The organism is Rhizobium sullae, assembly GCF_025200715.1.
In the GTDB taxonomy this organism is placed as follows: Bacteria; Pseudomonadota; Alphaproteobacteria; order Rhizobiales; family Rhizobiaceae; genus Rhizobium; species Rhizobium sullae.
Map to the genome: position 1 here is coordinate 3,130,923 of NZ_CP104143.1, position 18,071 is coordinate 3,148,993.

Annotated in this window: 12 protein-coding genes and 1 pseudogene; 7 read left to right on the top strand and 6 right to left on the bottom strand. The window is 60.1% G+C overall.

All coding sequences use genetic code 11. From position 1 onward, the window contains the following. Nucleotide 1: 1 nt before the first annotated feature. The 6 genes and pseudogenes from wgaE to N2599_RS15785 form a co-directional block, all read right to left on the bottom strand. Nucleotides 2-1,175: pseudogene (gene wgaE / locus N2599_RS15760) on the bottom strand (galactoglucan pyruvyltransferase). Nucleotides 1,176-1,214: 39 nt separating this feature from the next. Beyond that, on the bottom strand, nt 1,215-2,393 hold the full coding sequence (locus N2599_RS15765; protein ID WP_027507848.1) for a polysaccharide pyruvyl transferase family protein: 1,179 nt from the start codon (nt 2,391-2,393) through the stop codon (nt 1,215-1,217). 39 nt (nt 2,394-2,432) lie between these two features. Beyond that, nucleotides 2,433-5,111: a glycosyltransferase gene (locus N2599_RS15770; RefSeq protein WP_027507847.1), complete on the bottom strand. Its 2,679-nt coding sequence runs from the start codon at nt 5,109-5,111 to the stop codon at nt 2,433-2,435. After that, on the bottom strand, nt 5,101-6,582 hold the full coding sequence (locus N2599_RS15775; protein WP_027507846.1) for a DUF6212 domain-containing protein: 1,482 nt from the start codon (nt 6,580-6,582) through the stop codon (nt 5,101-5,103). Before N2599_RS15775 ends, N2599_RS15770 begins: the two co-directional genes overlap by 11 nt. 182 nt (nt 6,583-6,764) lie before the next feature. Further along, nucleotides 6,765-8,012 (bottom strand): glycosyltransferase family 4 protein, encoded by a 1,248-nt coding sequence (locus tag N2599_RS15780; protein ID WP_027507845.1) that lies wholly within the window; start codon nt 8,010-8,012, stop codon nt 6,765-6,767. A 43-nt stretch (nt 8,013-8,055) separates the two neighbouring features. Beyond that, a complete protein-coding gene (locus N2599_RS15785) occupies nt 8,056-8,628 on the bottom strand; it encodes a MarR family transcriptional regulator (protein ID WP_027507844.1) in 573 nt (190 codons plus the stop codon). Between the two features lie 196 nt (nt 8,629-8,824). On the opposite strand from N2599_RS15785, the gene N2599_RS15790 reads away from it, so the two are divergent. From N2599_RS15790 to N2599_RS15820, 7 genes are all read left to right on the top strand, one after another. Further along, nucleotides 8,825-10,585, top strand: a complete 1,761-nt coding sequence (locus N2599_RS15790; RefSeq protein ID WP_027507843.1) for a type I secretion system permease/ATPase — start codon at nt 8,825-8,827, stop codon at nt 10,583-10,585. Beyond that, nucleotides 10,582-11,982, top strand: coding sequence for an HlyD family type I secretion periplasmic adaptor subunit (locus N2599_RS15795; RefSeq protein WP_027507842.1), 1,401 nt, complete (start codon nt 10,582-10,584; stop codon nt 11,980-11,982). Before N2599_RS15790 ends, N2599_RS15795 begins: the two co-directional genes overlap by 4 nt. 272 nt (nt 11,983-12,254) lie before the next feature. Beyond that, nucleotides 12,255-12,914 carry a calcium-binding protein gene (locus N2599_RS15800; protein ID WP_027507841.1) on the top strand — a complete coding sequence of 220 codons (660 nt, stop codon included), beginning with the start codon at nt 12,255-12,257 and terminating at the stop codon, nt 12,912-12,914. Between the two features lie 65 nt (nt 12,915-12,979). Next, nucleotides 12,980-15,235: a glycosyltransferase family 2 protein gene (locus tag N2599_RS15805; RefSeq protein ID WP_027507840.1), complete on the top strand. Its 2,256-nt coding sequence runs from the start codon at nt 12,980-12,982 to the stop codon at nt 15,233-15,235. Next, nucleotides 15,232-16,071, top strand: a complete 840-nt coding sequence (locus tag N2599_RS15810) for a class I SAM-dependent methyltransferase (protein ID WP_037140822.1) — start codon at nt 15,232-15,234, stop codon at nt 16,069-16,071. Before N2599_RS15805 ends, N2599_RS15810 begins: the two co-directional genes overlap by 4 nt. After that, on the top strand, nt 16,068-17,330 hold the full coding sequence (locus N2599_RS15815) for a glycosyltransferase family 4 protein (RefSeq protein ID WP_027507838.1): 1,263 nt from the start codon (nt 16,068-16,070) through the stop codon (nt 17,328-17,330). The genes N2599_RS15810 and N2599_RS15815 overlap by 4 nt, the downstream gene beginning before the upstream one ends. Further along, a complete protein-coding gene (locus tag N2599_RS15820) occupies nt 17,327-18,058 on the top strand; it encodes a hypothetical protein (RefSeq protein WP_037140818.1) in 732 nt (243 codons plus the stop codon). The genes N2599_RS15815 and N2599_RS15820 overlap by 4 nt, the downstream gene beginning before the upstream one ends. Nucleotides 18,059-18,071: the final 13 nt, after the last annotated feature.

Below are 18,071 nucleotides of genomic sequence, written 5' to 3' on the forward strand. Positions count from 1 at the left end.
CTCAAAGTCCGATCTGCACCAGAGCATTGCGGAAATTCGCCTCGCAAGCGGAATAACGGTCGATCACGGCCTGCGTGTCGATCTTGCCGAGGAAGTTGGCGAGATAGGCGCGCTTGTCCGCCTCCCTGTTCCAGGTGGCTGCCTCGATATAGGGGAAGCCGATGAATTCCAGCATCTCCCGCATGCGGTCATCGACCGCGATCATGAGGGCGGGCGTGCCGGCCTGCATGCCGATGATGCAGCCGTGGAAGCGGCGGCCGAAGCAGAGATCGCGCGCGGACATCGCGCCGCGCCACTGGCTCGTATCGAAATAGACCAGCAGCTCGTTTTTCCGCTGCCATTTCTCCGAATGCTTGTACTCCGTCCCTCCCGTGATGCGCCCGCTGGCGCGATCATAGACGATGTCATTATCGTCACCTGTCAGGGAGAGGCTGTAGGCAACCACTTCGTCCTGGACGACATAGCTTGCCACGCTGTCGGGCTTGAGCAGCGCATGAGCATCGACGATCGTATCGGCAACGCTACCGAGATAGCCGCCGAAGACGATCCTCTGGGCCTCCGCCAGTCCCGGATTGGCAAGTGCCGAAAGCGAACGCTTCATGTCGTTCGGCGAGAAGTAGAGCGACGGGCAACCCGTCGGCTTGACGAACTTCATCCCCTGCTCCCTGAGGAATTCGGCGGTGAAGTAGCCACGCGTGAGGAAGAAACTTTCCTTGTTCCTCAGCACCTCCAGGAACTTGATCGTTCCGGCCGGCAGCTGATCCTTGAGGCCTTCCTTGCGCTGGATGCCGATGCCCATCACCACAACCGGCATCTTCAGCTTCGCGAAGATTTCCGCTTCGAGATCGGCGGAATAGCCAGGACGCAGCAGATTAGCGGAGGCGAAGACGCACAAGTCGAATTCGCGGTTCACGCGCTCGTAAAGCTCGTTCGAGTCCCGATTGTTGGCGAGATGCCAGAACGGCAGATAGGTGACGTCATGACCGCGCGCAGCTCTCAGCCGCTCCTTCGCCGATCAGATAGTTGCCGGTGTTGGCGATCTTCCTGACCTGCGAGATCAGATCCTTCTTGGTCCTGGTTTCGTCGAAATAGGGCCGATGGATGACGGTCGTGCCTGAGACGTCCGCAATCGTCCGCTGCAAGTAGGATGGAATGCCCGTAAGCAAAATACGCATAACTGTCCTCTGAACCGAAAAGTGATGGCCTTCAGGCCGCTATAGACCGATGCCGATTTCACGAAGCGTGGTGCGGAAGGCGCGCTCGCGGTCGGAATAGCGGTCCACAAGTTCGCTCGTGTTGAGCTTTGCCAGATGATCGGCCACGAACTCGGCCCGGTTCTCTGCCTTGTCGACCTCGGTGATGTCGACGGCCGGCAGGCCGGTGAAGCCCAGCATCTCGCGCATGCGGTCGTCGACCGCCACCATGAGGCTCGGCACGGCCGCCTGCATGGCGATGATCGAGCCGTGGAAACGACGGCCAAAATTGAAGTCCATCAACGAAGCCCAGGCGCGCCACTGGTTCGTGTCGAAGAAGGTGCGAAACTCGAACCGCTGCTTCTCCCGCTCAGTGCCGGGATAGGCCAGATCGCCGATCATCAGGCCCGATGCGGAATCATAGACGCGTTCCTCGTCATTAGGCTCCACCTTCATATCGAAGTGGAGGAACTCGTCCTGCACCACGTATTGCGGCACGGTGTCCGGCGGGGCCAGCGCATTCGCATCGAGGATCGCATCCTGATCGCCGCCGAGATAGCCTGAAAAGATTGTCCGCGCCTTGCCGATGTTTACGCTCGGCAGCTTCCTCATGGACCGGCGCATGTTGGCCGGCATGAAATAGACGGAAGGGCAACCGGTCGGGCGCACGAAGGAGAAGCCCTGGTCCTTCAAGAAGCCGGCGGACTCGTAGCCGCGTGTCAGGAAGTAGTGCTCACGCTCCTTCAGGACGGCCAGAAGCCGCTTCGTTCCCTCCGGAAGATTGTTCTCAAGGTCCTTGCGGTTCTGCAGGCCGATGCCCAGCATGACGATCGGCATGTTGAGTCGGCTTAGGACATCCGCCTCTGCGTCCGCGGAAAGTCCCTTGCGCAATAGGTTTGCGCAGGTGAAGACGCAGATGTCGAAGTTGGCGTTAAACTCGTCGAATCCATTGCCGTTCTTGCTCAAATTGTAGAGATGCCAGAAGGGAACTTGCTTCGCATGTGGCGCAAGCGCATGCAGGGCGCCCTCACCGATGAGGTAGTTCCCGGTATTGCTGATGTTGCGCAGCTCCTGCAGAAACTCCTCCTTCGTTTCCGGCTGCTTCTGCCGCTCCGCATAGGAGACGGACAGGCCGTAGGCGCCGTTGGCAAGGCGCGTGTAGTGACCGGGAATACCCGTCACGAGAATTCGCGGACGCATTCGACTAGACCTTTCTGTTTCAAAGAAGCGGCGCGGCAATCAGCCAATTGCCGCGACCACGGGATTTGGCGCCGCCTGCTCGCGAAAGACCGCAGCGCGGGACAGTGACGAATTCTTCACGGACCGATCGCTCCAAGAGATAAACTCCGAGAAAGAGGAGGCCCATGACCGGCGTGCGGCGGTCCTGATGCAGCCCTCCATGAGCGGAGCGAGCCTCTCGCGATTGCGCGCGACCTCTTCGATGATCCGCACCATCTCCCTCACCACCTGAGGATCGGAAGGCGCGTTGATGAGTATGCCGTCCTCGCCGTCGGAAATGAGCTCGTCCACCGCGCCGACCGCGGTCGCGATGGGCACGCAGCCGAGTTGCTGCGCCTCGGCGATCATCAGCGGCGCGCCCTCCCATCGTGAGGGCATGACGAGAACGTCGGCCCAGCCCAGTGCCTTGATCAGATCCTTGCTCGCAAAGACGGGCGAGCGCACGTCGACGCCCAGGTCCTTCAGCCGTTCGCTCCAGGAGACCCTGGAATCGGCGAGGATTTCCCCTCCGATGGCCCGGGCTTCGAAATTGACGTTGGAGGCCCGCAGTTCCGCGAGCGCTGCCGCCAGCCGGTCAATGCCCTTCTGCTGATCGAACCGGCCCATGTAAAGAAGCCGCAAGCGGTCATCCCTGCGCTCGATCCGCCTGACGGCCAGAACCTCCGCCAGGGCCTTGGGCGGTACCGAGAAGCTCGCTCCGTTCGCGACGGCGAAGACTTTCTCGTGGGGGACGCCGTAGCTGTGCAGATAGATCTTGAGCTGTTCGGAGCAGGTTAGGAAGGCGTCGTAGCAGTGCTCATGGGCAATCGCTGCGAAAGGCTGACCGGCAGGCCTCTTGAAGGCCGTGTTGTCCACGACGTGAAGATAGCAGGCCGTGCGCGTGCCTTCGGAGCGCAATCGCGCGATGAGGGGATGGACGGCCATCACGTGGTTGTTGATGACCAGGTCGAAGCCGGAAAGCTGTCCCTTCAGCGCCTCCCAGTCGACCGAATGCCCTTCGTCGATGAAATCCTGTCCCAGGAAGGAGCCCGACCCTCCCCAGGCCGGAATTCCCGCGTCCCAGAAGTGAATGTAGTCGAAGCTGGAATCGAATTCATCGATCACATCCATCCGGGACGTGCCGAGCACGAAGAGATGAGTTTCGTAACCCGCCGCCTTCAATTCCCGGGCGGCTGCATAGACGACCTTTTCGGCTCCGCCGAACGAGGCATTCGGCACGAGCAGCGCCACGGTCCGCTTGCCCTCGCTATGGCCGAGCGGCAGGACCGGTGATCCTCCGACTTCCTTGCGCAACGCCTTGTAGAGATCAGTGTAGGGCACGAGCCGCGCGGGACGCCACGTCCACCGCCTGCCCGCCGTCTCGCGCAGGGGGCTCATGGCAATTGCGTTGACGCAATTGATCATCACCTGCTGAGGCGTGATGAGAGAACGGCGCGGGAGGCTTCTTGGAAAAGGGAAGTGCACTTTCAGAACGGTCGATGTCGGCCATACCTGCTGGCTCCCGATCGAGGCGAACCAGTCCACAGCATTGTTCTGGACCACCTCCTGGACGAGCCGGATCGAAAGGAAAACGAGATCGGCGGGGCCGATTTTTTGTCCGCCCGCCCCATGAACGATCGGCTCGATCTTGCGCTGGGCGGCATCGTTGGCGAGTTGGACGAAGACGACGTTGCTGTTCTCGCTCAAGCGCTCAAGATGGGCAAGCACGTTCGGCAGCATGCGCGAACGCCGCAGAAGGTCGAGCGCCGCGCCGCTTCCGGCGACCAGGAAAGGCGGGAAATGTTCATTGTCTGGCTCGCCGATATTGCCCCAGAACGCGGGGATGATGTCGTCGAGGCGAAGGATCGTCGGCGGCTTGGTAGGATCAGTGAAGAAAGAGATCGCCGTATCTTCCGTTCGCGCAAACAGGTAGCGCGGGCACTCCTCATGCTCGAAATCCACCAGCATCGGGCGCTGGAACAGCGGCCTGTGGCGCTTGCGCAGGAAGCTTACCGACGTGGCGCGGTCTCGATTGGCCTCCTTGAAGCGGCTCTCCGCCCTCAGCCTGTATTCGAAGACCGTGTCATGGCAAGGCGTGCCGACGAAACCATGTTCGATGCAGGACAGCCAGAACTCCCAATCCTCGAAGCCGTTCTGCCTGTCGTCGTTGAAGCGGACGCCTTGCTGAAAAACATCGATCGAGATCATCGATCCTGTATCGCAAATGTTGTCGGTGATGCAGTGGACCAGTCGTGAATAGCGGTTGCCGTAGTGGGCGCGCCAGCTTACCGAAAATGTGTCGATATTCGTGTAGACCCACCCGCAGCCACTGGAGAGGAGGTGCCGGTAAAGCGTCTCGATGGTGCCGGGAAGGACGCGATTGTCGGCGTCGAGGAAATAGACGGCCTTCGTCTCTGGAAAGCGCTCGAGAACGAAGTCGATGGCGCGATTGCGCGCGCCACCCGGACCGGCGTTCTGGCCGAACACCACATGGACGGAAGAATGAACCGCGGCGTAGAGCAACAGTTGATCGAACGTCTCGTGCCGTGGATCGCCGTCGACCGAGATGACAATGACGATCCGGCAACTGCTAACGTTCGAGGCAAATACCGACTCGATCGCCTCCAGGGCAAGTGCCGCGTGACCGTAAAGGGGCATGGCCACGGCGATCAGGTCCATTGGCTCCCTGTTACTGGACATCGGCGGCCTCCGTAAACTGTTTGACCAGCCTGAAGCCAGACACCTTGAGCCAGGAGAAATCGACCGAATCCGTGACTGCGCGGCTGAGGATCATCAGGTCCATCGGGCCGCGTGCCGGCTCGTCCAGCTGGATGTTGATGTTGACGACCTCACTGGAGCTGACTTCACGCCATCCGCTGAAGAATGCCGACGGTTTGGCCGCGCCCTTTCGCGCAACCTCGGCCACTTCGGAACGCGCATTTGAATTCGTCGGTGCGAGCAGGAAGCTGACCGCCGCGGGCTGACCTTCCGGATGATCGATAAAGGCGCTCGCCGAAAAGGATATCGTTCCGGGCTCGACGGCGCGACTGACCGCGCCTGCCGATATGCCACTCGGCAACGGGTGGCAGACAACAGCATGCTCATGCTCGAGGAAGCGCACCGTCTGGAATTCCGGGACGATCGGCGTGACCGAAACGTCCGCGATCTGCCTCAACGTAGCGACCGCCAGGCGATAATCGACAGTGTACTGGCCTTCGAGCAGGCTGCTGGGCGCAATCATGTTGGGTGTTCTGGCGGGTTTTACTCCCGGCAGTCCCGTAAACACTTTGAACGCCAGCGGGCGCAGGTCGAGATCCGGATGCGGGAGTTCCGACCGTGCCGAATAGCGCTCGCCGGCGATCGGATAGCCGAGCGAAAGGCCGACGGTCTCCGGTCCGGTGGCGGAGATCCGCAGCCGAAGCGTCCGCGCAGCCCCTCCGCAGGCCCGGGGCAGCGAGAAGAAATTCCAGTTCGGCACGAGTTGCGCATACGGTACGATCCACTCGGCGACTCCTTCGCCACTCTCGAGGTAGCTCAATGCGACGACAAGCTCTCCGGTGATCCTGGGCACCGAGTGCAGGTGAAGGGCGAACCCGGCCACGCCAAGGCTGGATATCGGCAGCAGTTGCTCGACAAAGGCGGCGGCAAGCAACGGCCCGATCCCCTCGTCCTTTGGATCGCCGTAGGGATCATGGGAAAAAATCTCAGAAACCGGCTCCCAGTTTCGCGCCTGGAACGCATCTTCGAGCGCCCGGTAGTTTTCCAGCAGCGTTTCGCGTTCCCGGCGCAGGATCGCAAGCTCCGAAGTGATGGAGGCGCTATACCGGGCAAGCCGGCCGACGCCGCCCTCAGTGAGCGCCCGCAGAAGCGGAAAACTGTCCAGCTTATTTGCGGGATCAAGCCGCTGTATGGGAACCGCGGGGACAGTTCCCAGTGGTCCAAGCAGCGCCAGACGCTCCCGCAAATCCGCCTCACCCTCTTCGGAAAAGGCGATGGCGATCAATGGAAAAGCATTCTGCAATGTCGCCGGAGGATGCCCATCAACATCGAGGTAAACAACCAGATGCTCGATATCGCTGCCTTCGAAGCATAATCGATCCCGGCCCGATGCCGCTATTAGCTTTCTCGTCACCAGTCGTTTCCCAATGCCGGAAGACGTCAATTCTTGCACGCGCGGCCTCTGAAGAATTATCTCGGAGAAAAAAGCAAAGACGCCGAATAATCAGATATTTATTCAAATCATTCCGCGCCATGTATAGGGAGCCTAACAACTAACGTTGCAGTGCACAATAATAAAATTTAGCCGCCACAAAGAAAAACATTTCATATATACTTTAAAAATCAAAGTAATAATCATGCATTCATTTCTGCATTGCGGCGAAGTGATTTTCCGGTCAATTTCTCAAGAAGATTCTGTTGACGATCGAGGCAGTCCGTCAGTCGAAAACGCGTCTCGATCGTCCGGCGCGCCGCTGCACGCATCCCAAAATGGTGTTCGGGACTCTTCAGGGCGCCGAGAACGGCCTCAGCGAGTGCATCCGTATCGAAGAACGGCACCAAAAGGCCGTTCCGGCCGGAGTGTATAACCTCCTGGACGGGCGCGGTGTCCGATCCGATGACCAGGGCGCCGCACGCCATCGCCTCCAACATCGACCACGACAAAACGAATGGATAAGTCAGATAAAGGTGCGCCGCCGAGATCTGGAAAAGCTGCCGCAAAACCGAATGCGGCACCGCGCCGGGAAAGAGGATATTCTCCCGCGGTATATCCAGGGATTTGAGGAGGTGATCCTTCCACGCCCCGCCGCCAGGCGGCGGCACACCATAGCTGATGCCATCTCCTCCGACGAAAACGAACAAGGCATCGGGGCGTTGGCGCACAACCTTGGCGGCAGCCTCCAAGACCTGTGGAAATCCACGATACGGCTCAAGGTCGCGCGCGACAAAGGTAACAATGGGAGAACCACCCGCGCTGAGCACACGCCCGTCCGAAAGCCTGACCGAAGTTGTTGGGTCCGGTCGAAACTGCGCCGTATCGATCCCCTCGTGACAGACCGAAATGCGCCCCCGGGCGTCGGCGGGGTACAGACTTCTCTGCCAATGGGTGGGGCTGATGCCGGCCTCGATGGCCTCAAGGGACAGGAGCTGCGCGATGTTGCGCAGCCGCAGCCTCTTGCGCGTCTCCAGATCGGGCTGATCGTCGGGGGAAAACCCGATGTCCGCCCCTTCCGATCGGTAAAAGAACTCGCAATACCCCAATGCGGGCACCCGCGGCAGCACGTCCTTCAAGAACATCATGCTTCCCCAACCGATATGGCCTACGACAACGTCGGGTACCAGCCCTTGCCGCGCCATGGCGTCGAGCGTTTCGGCGACGCGATGGCCGATTCGCGCATGGTGATCGGGAGTACCCATGTGTCGGGCCATATGCGGATCTGCGCGCGGGCCCGATTCCGCTCGATGTCGAACGACGCGAACGGATGGGATCTTCTGGTCTATGGTCTCAGTGATGAGGCTGACCTCATTGCCCGCCTGCGCGAGCTGAGCGGCCAAGGCAGCGAACTGACCGAAACCCCGTCGATGAACAAACGCCACGTGCATCGCGTTAGTCCGCCGTTGCCAGGTGCGCGGCATCGCTCACCGCTTAGACGCCGTACCGTGAAGCCCTGCCCCAGGCCAGTTCGAGCTGGTGCAGCGTCTGGAAAGCCGTCTCAAGCATCCGCTGTTCCAGGTCGCCACGATTCACCGCGCGCTCATAGGCCATCGCCGCGTCGCGGAGATTTGCCCTGAGCTGCCGCCCCTTCTCCGTCAATTTGATGCGGGCGGACCGCTTGTCGCGCTGGGAGGCAACGCGATCAATGTAGTCGCCATCGCCAAGCTGCTTCAGATAATAGGAAACGTTGGAGCCGACATAATGCCCACGATCCAGAAGCTCGGCGACCGACAGTTCCGAATCGCCGATTGCCAGCAGAATCATCGCCTGCGCCGGCCCGATATCGTCTACACGAAGCTTTGTCAGCTCCGCACGGATCAGGCCCGAAAAGCGCCGGCTTGCCCGCTCCATGAGGCGAGCGAGCTCGAAATACGTAACTTGTTGGAGGTCCCCAAGCTCGGTACCCTGAGGAAGCCGGGGGTCTGTTTGTGCTGTCTGGCTCAGACGAAGACTCAGATCGTCATTCAGTTCTACCGGCAAACTGAACACATCGTTTTCTTTCATTCGACTCTCCGTTTCAAGGAAATACTTCAAAACTTGAAGTAATATTCAAATACGCTCACCACTGTCGATCACCATGAGCTTGCACAATCCCGTTGTTATGTGCCAGATTGGTCGAAGCAATACTATCCTTACGCTCAGTTACAACCAAATCTGTCCTACAACAGATGGTTCTAAAGTTAACTCGAGGCAAATCTTCATGCGTGATACGGTTCAAAATGAGACAAGAAGCAAGGGGCGAACCGAGGGAGGCCAAAAACAAGGCAGCCCAAGGTTGCTGATTCTGCAAGCAAAGCGTGTATTTTTGTCCGGGTTGCTCTATGCAACTGCACTAAGCGTGTGTATGAACATATTACAACTGACGATGCCCCTGTTCATGCTGCAAGTTCATGAAAGGGTACTCAACAGTCAGAGCATGGACACACTTGCAATGCTCACTATCTTGGCTGTCGGCGCCCTTGTGGTGCTCGGCGTCCTGGAATTCATCCGTGCCCTCTCCTTCCAAGCCATCGGAGGCGCGCTCGTGCGTGGGCTGAACATGCCTGTCCTGGCGGCCGCCGTTCAGGCTTCTGTCGATCAGGGCCTGTCGCGCGCGACCCAGTCGCTTCGGGACATCGCAGAATTGCGAAGCTTCCTGACCTCGTCAGCGGTCAGTGCGCCCCTAGACGCTGCCTGGTCACCGATTTTCCTCGGCGCCCTTTTCCTTTTGCATCCGCTTTTTGGTCTTATCGGAGCCGTCTCCGCCGCACTGCTCATTTGCGGCGGCCTGATCACGGACATGTTGACGCATCAACTCACCAAGGAAGCGAACCAAACAAATATCGAGGCCGTGTCCAGGATCGGCGCTTCGCTGCGACATGCCGAGGCCATCGAGGCGATGGGCATGCTGCCAGCTCTGGCAAATCGTTGGCGCGCCCTTCAACTGCAGGCTCTCACCGCCTTTGAAACGAGTGGGTGCAGGAGCAAGGCGATGTCGTCCATCACCCGCAGCCTGCGCTATTCCATCCAGATCATGACCCTGGCAGCCGGCGCGTATCTGGTCCTGGAGCAGGAAGTCACGCCCGGCGCGATGATGGCATCGAGCATTCTTGTCGGGCGCCTCCTGATCCCCTTCGATTCAATTATCGAGAATTGGCGCCAATGGGTGCTGGCGATCGCTGGCTGGCGTCGCCTCGAGGCCCTTCTCAAGGCGGATCTTGCAATCCGCCAGACGATGCCCACGCCGCATTCGTCGGGCGACATCGTGGTCGATAAGCTCGTCTACGCAGCTCCCGGGCTGGATGTGCCCATCATCAAGGGCATTTCTTTCTCCCTCAGTCCGGGCGAGGTTCTGGGCGTGATCGGTCCCTCCGCGGCCGGCAAGTCGACGCTCGCGCGGCTGCTGGTCGGCATCTTGCGCCCCACGTCCGGCGGTGTCTTCCTCGACGGCAACAATACCTATCTGTGGGAGCGTGGCTCGTTCGGTCAGGTGGTCGGATATCTGCCGCAATCCGTCTCGCTTTTGGAAGGCACCATTCGAGAAAACATTGGGCGAATGGCGGACAGCGATCCCTACAAGGTGCTGGAGGCGGCGCGATTGGCCGACATCCACGAGATGATCGGACGCCTGCCGCTCGGTTACGACACACCCGTCGGCGACGGACATCTGACCCTTTCCGGAGGGCAGCGGCAGCGCATAGCGTTGGCGCGCTGCCTCTACAACCAGCCTCGCCTCATCGTGCTCGACGAGCCGAACGCAAACCTGGACTCGATCGGCGAGCGTGCCCTTATCCGCGCGATCCAGTGTGCGCGCGACGACGGCGCCATCGTTATCTTAATCGCTCACAGGCCAGCCATCATGCAGGTCGCCGACAAGCTGCTCGTGCTCGAAAACGGCCGCGTCACACAGTTCGGACCGCGAACGGCCGTGGTTACAACCACGATGCCGGGCGAACCACACCGCGAGGTAGCCGCGATATGATTGAAAAGACCCCCCTAGCGGTCCGGCCCGATCTCGCCGAACGTCGCCTCCAGCAGCATCAGCCGGCTTCGCGGGATGTCGGCCCGTCGAACTTGGAATTCGACCGGTTTGATAACCGTTCACCGCTCCGTCGTCTTGTCGTTGCGGGGCTCGCCACGATCCTTGTGTCCTTCGGTGGATTTTTTGCCTGGGCCTTTTCGGTCGAGCTCAGCAGCGCGACGGTCGCCAACGGCACGGTCATCGTCGATTCGAAGCGAAAGTCTATCAGCCATTTCGAAGGCGGCGTGATGAGCCGACTGCTTGTTCAGGAGGGCGACAAGGTTTCCGCCGGGCAGCCCCTGATCGCGTTGGAGGATACGCGCGCCCGCTCCAGCCTGCAGTCGCTCCAAATCCGACGCATTGGCCTGATCGCGAAACTGGCGCGATTGAAAGCCGAGCAGACTGACATGCCGCAAATCAGCTTTCCGCGCGATTTGGGTGACACCCGGGACGCTACGGTCGATGACGCTGTCAAGGCGGAGACGATATTTTTCGAAAAGCGGCGCGAGACCAAGGTCGGACGCGTCGAGGTCCAGCAAAAGACCATCGAGGAGCACCTCGAACAAGCAACGTCGCTCGACATCCAGATCCAGGCGACCGACCAGCAAATCGATCTCTTCAAAGAGCACCGGACGGCGACGGAAACGTTGGTGAAAAAAGGCGCGGCACCGCGCACGCAACTCATCGAGATCGACTCCAAGCTAAGCGAGCTTGCCAGGGAACGGGGCGAACTCGTCGGCAACAAGGCCCAGGCAGAAAAAGCCGCAGCAGGAGCACAGCTTGCGCTGACCGGGATCGAAAGTGACTTTCAGTCGACGATTGCTGGCGAAATCACCACGGCACGCATCGATCTCGCGGACGTCGAAGAGCAGATCACCGCTTCGAAGGACGTACTGCGGCGCCTTGAGATTCGCTCTCCGCAGGATGGCATCATCAGCAACATCCTGCTGCGCACCCCTGGCAGCGCGGTCACGCCCGGCCAACCGTTGCTCGAGATCGTTCCGGAAAATGAGCCACTGCTGGTCGAAATGCGCGTCAATCCTCGCGACATCGACAGCATCGCCGTGGGCTCGCATTCGCAAGTCCGTTTGACAGCCTATAGTCAACGCTCCCGCCTGCCGATGGAAGGCACCATTACATATGTCGCCGCGGACCAGTCGGTAGATGAAAAGTCAAACAGTGCGTTTTTCGTCGCGCGCGCCAAACTCGATCCGGCATCGCTCAAGGCAAATCCGGACGTCCGCCTCTATCCCGGCATGCCCGCCGAGGTGCTGATCGTCCACGAGTCACGCCTTGCGATCGACTACCTCACCTCTCCCGTCCTCGAGAGCTTCAATCGCGCGTTCAGGGAAGACTAGATTCCCAGATGAAATGGAATGCTGCATCGCAGGAATTGTTTCAAATTTTGAAGTTATTACCAAGTAATATATATGTATATTATTTTATAATTCAGGGAACTATTGAAATAATGTGCCAATAAGACTCAATTTGGGAAATATATTTCTCAATATATGGCATTTTAGCTTCGCGATACACTTGCACTTCGTTTTTTTGCAGTGCACAGTTCAAGCGCGAAATCGTCGCACCCGGCGCCGAGACGCATCAATATCAATCCGAAGAGGAGAGGCAGATGGCCACATTGGAAGGCGGAGCATACGACGATGCACTGTTCGGCTCCCGCTTTAACGACTTCATTCGTGCCCATGGGGGCGATGATTTCGTGAGCGGCGGCAACGGGCACGACCTCGTGTTCGGTGGTGACGGAGACGACCTGCTGTTCGGCGAAAAGGGAAACGATTCCCTGTTCGGCGGAGAGGGCAATGACTTGCTGAACGGTGAAAACGGAAATGACAACCTCGTCGGAGGCTGGGGTGATGACCTTCTGTACGGCGACAAGGGCAACGATACCCTGCTCGGCGGAGAGGGAAGCGACCTCCTGTCCGGCGGCAAGGGCGCCGACATACTTTATGGCGGTAATGGTGCCGACATCATCGATGGCGGTGCTGGCAACGACGTCCTGGCAGGCGGTGCTGGCCATGACATCTTCGTCTTCGACGGCGGCGGCGGGAATGACGTCATCCTCGACTTTAACGCGGGCGAGGATCTGCTGCAGATCTCGAAGGGCATCAATGGCCTCGACGTGTCTTCGCCCGAAGACCTGGCCTCGCGTGTCACGCAGGTCGGCGGCAATGTCGTCGTGGATCTCGGCCATGGCGATACGCTCACATTGGTAAATGTCGATGCCGATGACATCCATGCCAATCCCGAGAACTACTTCACCGTTCACTGAATATGACTTCTGCGCGCCTTGCCTCCTCCCGTGGGGCGCGCAACTCCGATCCAAAGGGGTAGCGTGTGACGTTCCACGAAGCGATAGACGCCACTGGCGTTTTCAGAAACGCAAAGATCTTTCGGCTCGGCGCGGAGTTGGCCCTCCTTATCTGGGATCTTCCCCCGTCCCTGCCCGCCACCACAAAGTGCCTGTTGTCCATGGACCAGTCGCCAGTACCGCTCGTCAGCATGATGCTGCCGCTTGGCGACGGAAGACAACGAATGTTCTGGGCGATGAGACCGGAAAAGCAGCCGGTGAGTGTGGGCATTTGCACGGAACACGGCAGCACCGCCGAAACCATCGTGATGCAGCCGGCGCGCACGCTCGCGCCCCTCGATGTGGAGGCACTATTCGCGGATCTCGCGCCGGATGCCCGCATCAAGTTTGTCAACAACCTGCTGACCGTGTGGCGAAGCGCCTTCCGCATCGCCAGCGACCATCTTTTCACCATGGTGGTCGAAGACGCCCTTCACGCGCTCGTGCCCGAACCGCAGGCAGCCAGCATCGTCTGCCAGATTGCGCAAGGATGCCATCTGATTGAGACGGCCATCAATCCGGATCTGGGCGATATCACATCGGTCTATGCGATCGGTGCAGCTTCGATTACACGCATGGTCGTAAGGCTTGTCCTTGGACGCAACGCGAAAAACGCCCTGCAATCGTGCCATTTCATCGCAGAGGCGCCTTCCCCTTCCCCTCCGTTTCTCATCGTGCTCCTGAGCAAGAATGGCATCGCCATTCGCCAGCTTGCTCACGGCAAGCCTCGCCATCCCAACCTTCAGAGTTGGTGGGGCAAAAACCCCGAGGCGGTGGAACTGCGCGAAATGATTGTCCGTCGACTCGCCACGTTGCCGGAAAGCGGCGCCGCCACGGCGATCGACCTTCAAGTTCGTGCACCACTGGCGACAAGTCGGATTGCCAAGTCATCGATGCATCCGTCCGGTGAGGTCGATCTCGCTCTGGCGCTCGACGACGGTCTGCTGGCCGGCGGCTGGTTCCACGCGCCGTCATCCGCGTTCGCCGGCATCGACTACGTCAAGGAGGACGGCACGGCCGTGCCGCTCGACGGCAACAGCTACGAATTCCCGGCATGGGCGCAAGGGAAGGATGAGAAGAGTAAGACCGATGTGACCGGTTTCGTTGCCTGGGTCCCGCTGTCGGAATCCCCTGGGCCGCTCCTGCAACCGCGATTTCAGATGCGCCTTGCTTCGGGAGCGGTCAGGCCGCTGATACCGACGCCGCAGCCTTTCGAGCCCGCGACACAACGAAACCATGTCCTGCGCGCCGTGCCACCACAGCATGCGGTCGACAGTGCCTTCCGCACGATCCTCGCGCCCGCCCTGCAGGACATAGAACGGCGATTGGGCAAGATCATAGAGGTCGATTCCGCGAAGGACTACAGCCTGTCCGAAACCACACCCCTCGTTTCGATTGTCGTACCCCTCTACAAGGTTCTCGATTTCCTGCGCTTCCAACTGTCGGGAATGGCCACCGATCCGTGGCTCGTCGCCAATGCCGAGATCATCTTTGTCCTCGATTCACCGGAAATCCAGGATGAGACGGAGCACCTGCTGGGCGGCCTGCACCTCCTGCACGGGCTGCCGATGAAGCTGGTCGTCATGAACCGCAACAGCGGCTACGCGCGCGCCTGCAATGCCGGCGCACGTTTTGCCCGCGGCGCCATTCTGGTCATGCTCAATTCGGATGTGGTGCCAAAGGGACCAGGTTGGCTTCAGGTGCTGTCGCGGCCGCTGCTGGAAAACAGCAGGCTGGGCGCCATCGGCCCGAAACTGCTCTTCGAAGACGGATCGCTGCAGCATGCCGGCCTCTATTTTGGCCGCGACCAGCGCGGGATCTGGTTGAACCACCATTTCAACAAGGGCATGCCCGGCGACTATGCTCCCGCCCAACAAGCCCGCGAGGTTCCCGGCGTCACCGGCGCCTGCCTCGTGACCCGCAGGGCCATCTACGAGCGTGTCGGCGGGTTCACCGAGGACTACGTGATCGGCGACTACGAGGACAGTGACCTCTGCCTCAAGATCCGCCGTCTCGGGCTCCAGATCGCCTATGAGCCGGCCGCGTGCCTGTATCATTTCGAGCGCCGCTCGATCCGCCGTAGCCAGGACTATATGCGCGGCGTTGCCAGCCAATACAATTCATGGCTGCACACGCAACGCTGGGAAGACGACATCACCGACTTGATGGCGAACCAATTCGGCAGAGATCAAGATCGCCCCGCCGCCACAAATGCGAAAATCCGGGAAAGGAACGCAGCGTGACACAGGTAGCACTCGTGCACCCTCCCAAGCCGACTCGACTGGTCGATGAGGATCGTGTTCGCTGGCTGCTTGAAGCCGTTCGGGGCAACCGTTTTCTGCCGCAGCCGGAACCCACCAATGTCTTCGTGGGTGACGGTGATTTTCGTGCGATAGGCGCGGAATTCCTCGGGCACTTCATCCGTATCGGCGGCCTGCGCGAAGAGGCCCGCGTGCTCGATATCGGCTGCGGTATCGGCCGGATGGCCGTGCCGCTTACCCAGTATCTCGATCCGCAAACGAGCCGCTACGATGGCATCGATCCGGTCGAGGGCGGCATCGACTGGTGTCAGCGGACGATCACTCCCGCCTACTCCAATTTCGCCTTCCAGCGACTGGATATCGCGCACGAGCTCTACAATCCAAATGGCAAGGTCAGCGGCAAGGCCCTGAGGCTTCCCTTTCCGGATCACCATTTCGACTTCGTCATCATGACGTCCTTGGTCACTCATCTGCCGCCCGCGGAGGTCCTTGTCTACCTCGCTGAGGTCCGCAGAACCCTGTCACCCGGCGGGCGCCTGTTCATGACCGCCTTCGTGGTCGACCGGATCGCGGCGGCAAACGAACATGGGCGGCGCGATCCGCGTCTCGCCTTCCGCCGCTATGGCGAAAGCCCATGCTGGTTCGTACCCAACCAGCCACCGCTTGCCGCGGTCGGTTTCGAAGACGGCTTTCTGGACAAGGCGCTCGAACGGGCCGGCCTCTCCGTCGCTCTGAAATCGCTTGGCCATTGGCGCGGCACCAATGCGGGCCACCATCAGGACTTCATCGTGGCAAAGCGCCGGGTAAACGGTCGATGAGCAAGCGCATTCTGGTGGCAGCCCACAACCATCCGTCCCTTCACCCGGGTGGAACGGAAATATTTGCTCACGACTTGTTTCGTGCCTACCAGCGCGAGGGGCACGAAGCCCTGTTTCTCGGTGCCACGAACCAAATCCATCGCGAAGCCAGACCAGGCACGAGCTTCCAGAGCATCGGCTCGGCGGGAGACGAAATCCTGCTGTGGTCCGGACATTTCGACCGCTTCTTCATGAGCCAAATCGACCTCTATGGTGTTGTGCCGGATATAGCGGAACTGCTGCGCGATTTCCGGCCGGATGTCGTTCATCTCCATCACATGCTGCTGCTTGGCGCCGAATTCCCCCACATCGTCCGCCGTACCTTGCCCGACTGCCAGATCGTCATGACACTCCACGACTACTACCCCATCTGCCACCATGACGGCCTGATGGTGCGCACTGGCAGCAAGGAGCTTTGTCACCAGGCCAGCCCGGACCGCTGCCATGGCTGCTTCAATAACATTCCGCTCGATCGCTTTGCCTTGCGCGAACGCCACCTGAAGGCCCTGTTGAGCACGGTTGACCACTTCGTCTCGCCAAGCGCCTTTTTGCGGGATCGCTTCGTGCAGTGGGGACTGGACGAAGATACGATCAGCGTCATTCCCAATGGCATCCCCGCCCGCAAAGCCAGCGTACGAAGAGATCTGCTCCAGGGCGGGAAGCCGGTCTTCGGATATTTCGGCAATCTCAACCCCTGGAAAGGGGTGACGGTATTGCTCGAGGCGGCGCGTCAGCTTCTGGCCGACGGCCTTGATTTCGAACTCCGCGTCCATGGCGGAGCGCCCTTCCAGAGCGAGGCCTTCGTCGATGAGATCAATCGGCGCTTTACCGAAACGTCAGAATCCGTGCAGTCCCGAGGACCCTATCGACGCGAAGATATTGGCGATCTCGTGGCCGCGGTCGATTGCACCATAGTTCCTTCCGTCTGGTGGGAGAACGCGCCGCTTGTCATTCAGGAAGCCCAGGCTCAAGGCCGCCCGGTCATCGCCAGCAACATCGGGGGAATGGCTGAAATGATCGAGCATGGCGTCAACGGCCTGACAGTTCCACCCAATGATCCCCGAGCGCTCGCCGCGGCGATGCGGAACATGGCGGAAGAGCCGAACCTGCTGCGCCAGCTCTCCGAAAACGCCCGCAAGCCCGACGACATCGACACGACCGCCCGCCGCTACCTCAAGCGGATGGAGACGGCACCGGTTCAGGCACAGGAGAGCTTATGATTAGTCCCGCTGAACGACCGGATGCCGCATCCGAACAGGACAACGCCAAGCCGATGAACGGCCGGGTGGATGCCGTTGACATGGGCAGGGTCTTCGGCTGGGCATTCGACCCGATGGCGCCGGATCAACGGCTGACCATTCGTGTCCTCCTCGATGGCAAGGTGATTGCCGAGACTGTTGCCGACCGCAATCGTCCCGACCTACGGCGCAACGGCATCGGCGACGGCAAACACGCATTTGAAATCGCGCTGCCCGATCCCCTCCAGTCTCGGGCGAACGATATTGTCGTCATGGCGCGAAATGGAAGCGGTTCCGAGCAGGCCCTGCGCGTTCCCCAGCCAAACGAGCAGGCGGCCGAGGCTCTTATCGCCGCACCGCTGGCGAAAGTGCTCGATAAGCTCGATTTGCTGATGGCGGCGCAGCGGCAGTTGCAGGTCTCACAGCGCTCGCTGCAGCGCACACCGGAAATCGATGCCGACAAGACCGAGACCGCCGGCCTCACCGATGTCAGCAACGCGGTCGAAAGCCTCAAGGTGGATATCAGCCAACGGCTGAATGATCTCGATGTCCACCTGATGCGGCTGGATGGGGTTGTGGCAGGAATGGAGAAGAATCTGAATACGGTGCGAAAGCGTGCGAACGGCGAAATAAAGCCCCTGCTGCTGCTGCTGTTCGTTCTCGTGGGATTTGCAGCGGGCGCCAGCCTTACGCTGGTTGCCAGAATCTGATCCAGGGAGGGTA

Bases quoted from the DNA above. Each gene is read 5' to 3' on its own strand.
- N2599_RS15765 (WP_027507848.1), bottom strand. From the start codon at position 2,393: ATGCGTCCGCGAATTCTCGTGACGGGTATTCCCGGTCACTACACGCGC.
- N2599_RS15820 (WP_037140818.1), top strand. From the start codon at position 17,327: ATGATTAGTCCCGCTGAACGACCGGATGCCGCATCCGAACAGGACAAC.
- N2599_RS15770 (WP_027507847.1), bottom strand. From the start codon at position 5,111: ATGTCCAGTAACAGGGAGCCAATGGACCTGATCGCCGTGGCCATGCCC.
- N2599_RS15815 (WP_027507838.1), top strand. From the start codon at position 16,068: ATGAGCAAGCGCATTCTGGTGGCAGCCCACAACCATCCGTCCCTTCAC.
- N2599_RS15785 (WP_027507844.1), bottom strand. From the start codon at position 8,628: ATGAAAGAAAACGATGTGTTCAGTTTGCCGGTAGAACTGAATGACGAT.
- N2599_RS15790 (WP_027507843.1), top strand. From the start codon at position 8,825: ATGCGTGATACGGTTCAAAATGAGACAAGAAGCAAGGGGCGAACCGAG.
- N2599_RS15795 (WP_027507842.1), top strand. From the start codon at position 10,582: ATGATTGAAAAGACCCCCCTAGCGGTCCGGCCCGATCTCGCCGAACGT.
- N2599_RS15780 (WP_027507845.1), bottom strand. From the start codon at position 8,012: ATGCACGTGGCGTTTGTTCATCGACGGGGTTTCGGTCAGTTCGCTGCC.
- N2599_RS15800 (WP_027507841.1), top strand. From the start codon at position 12,255: ATGGCCACATTGGAAGGCGGAGCATACGACGATGCACTGTTCGGCTCC.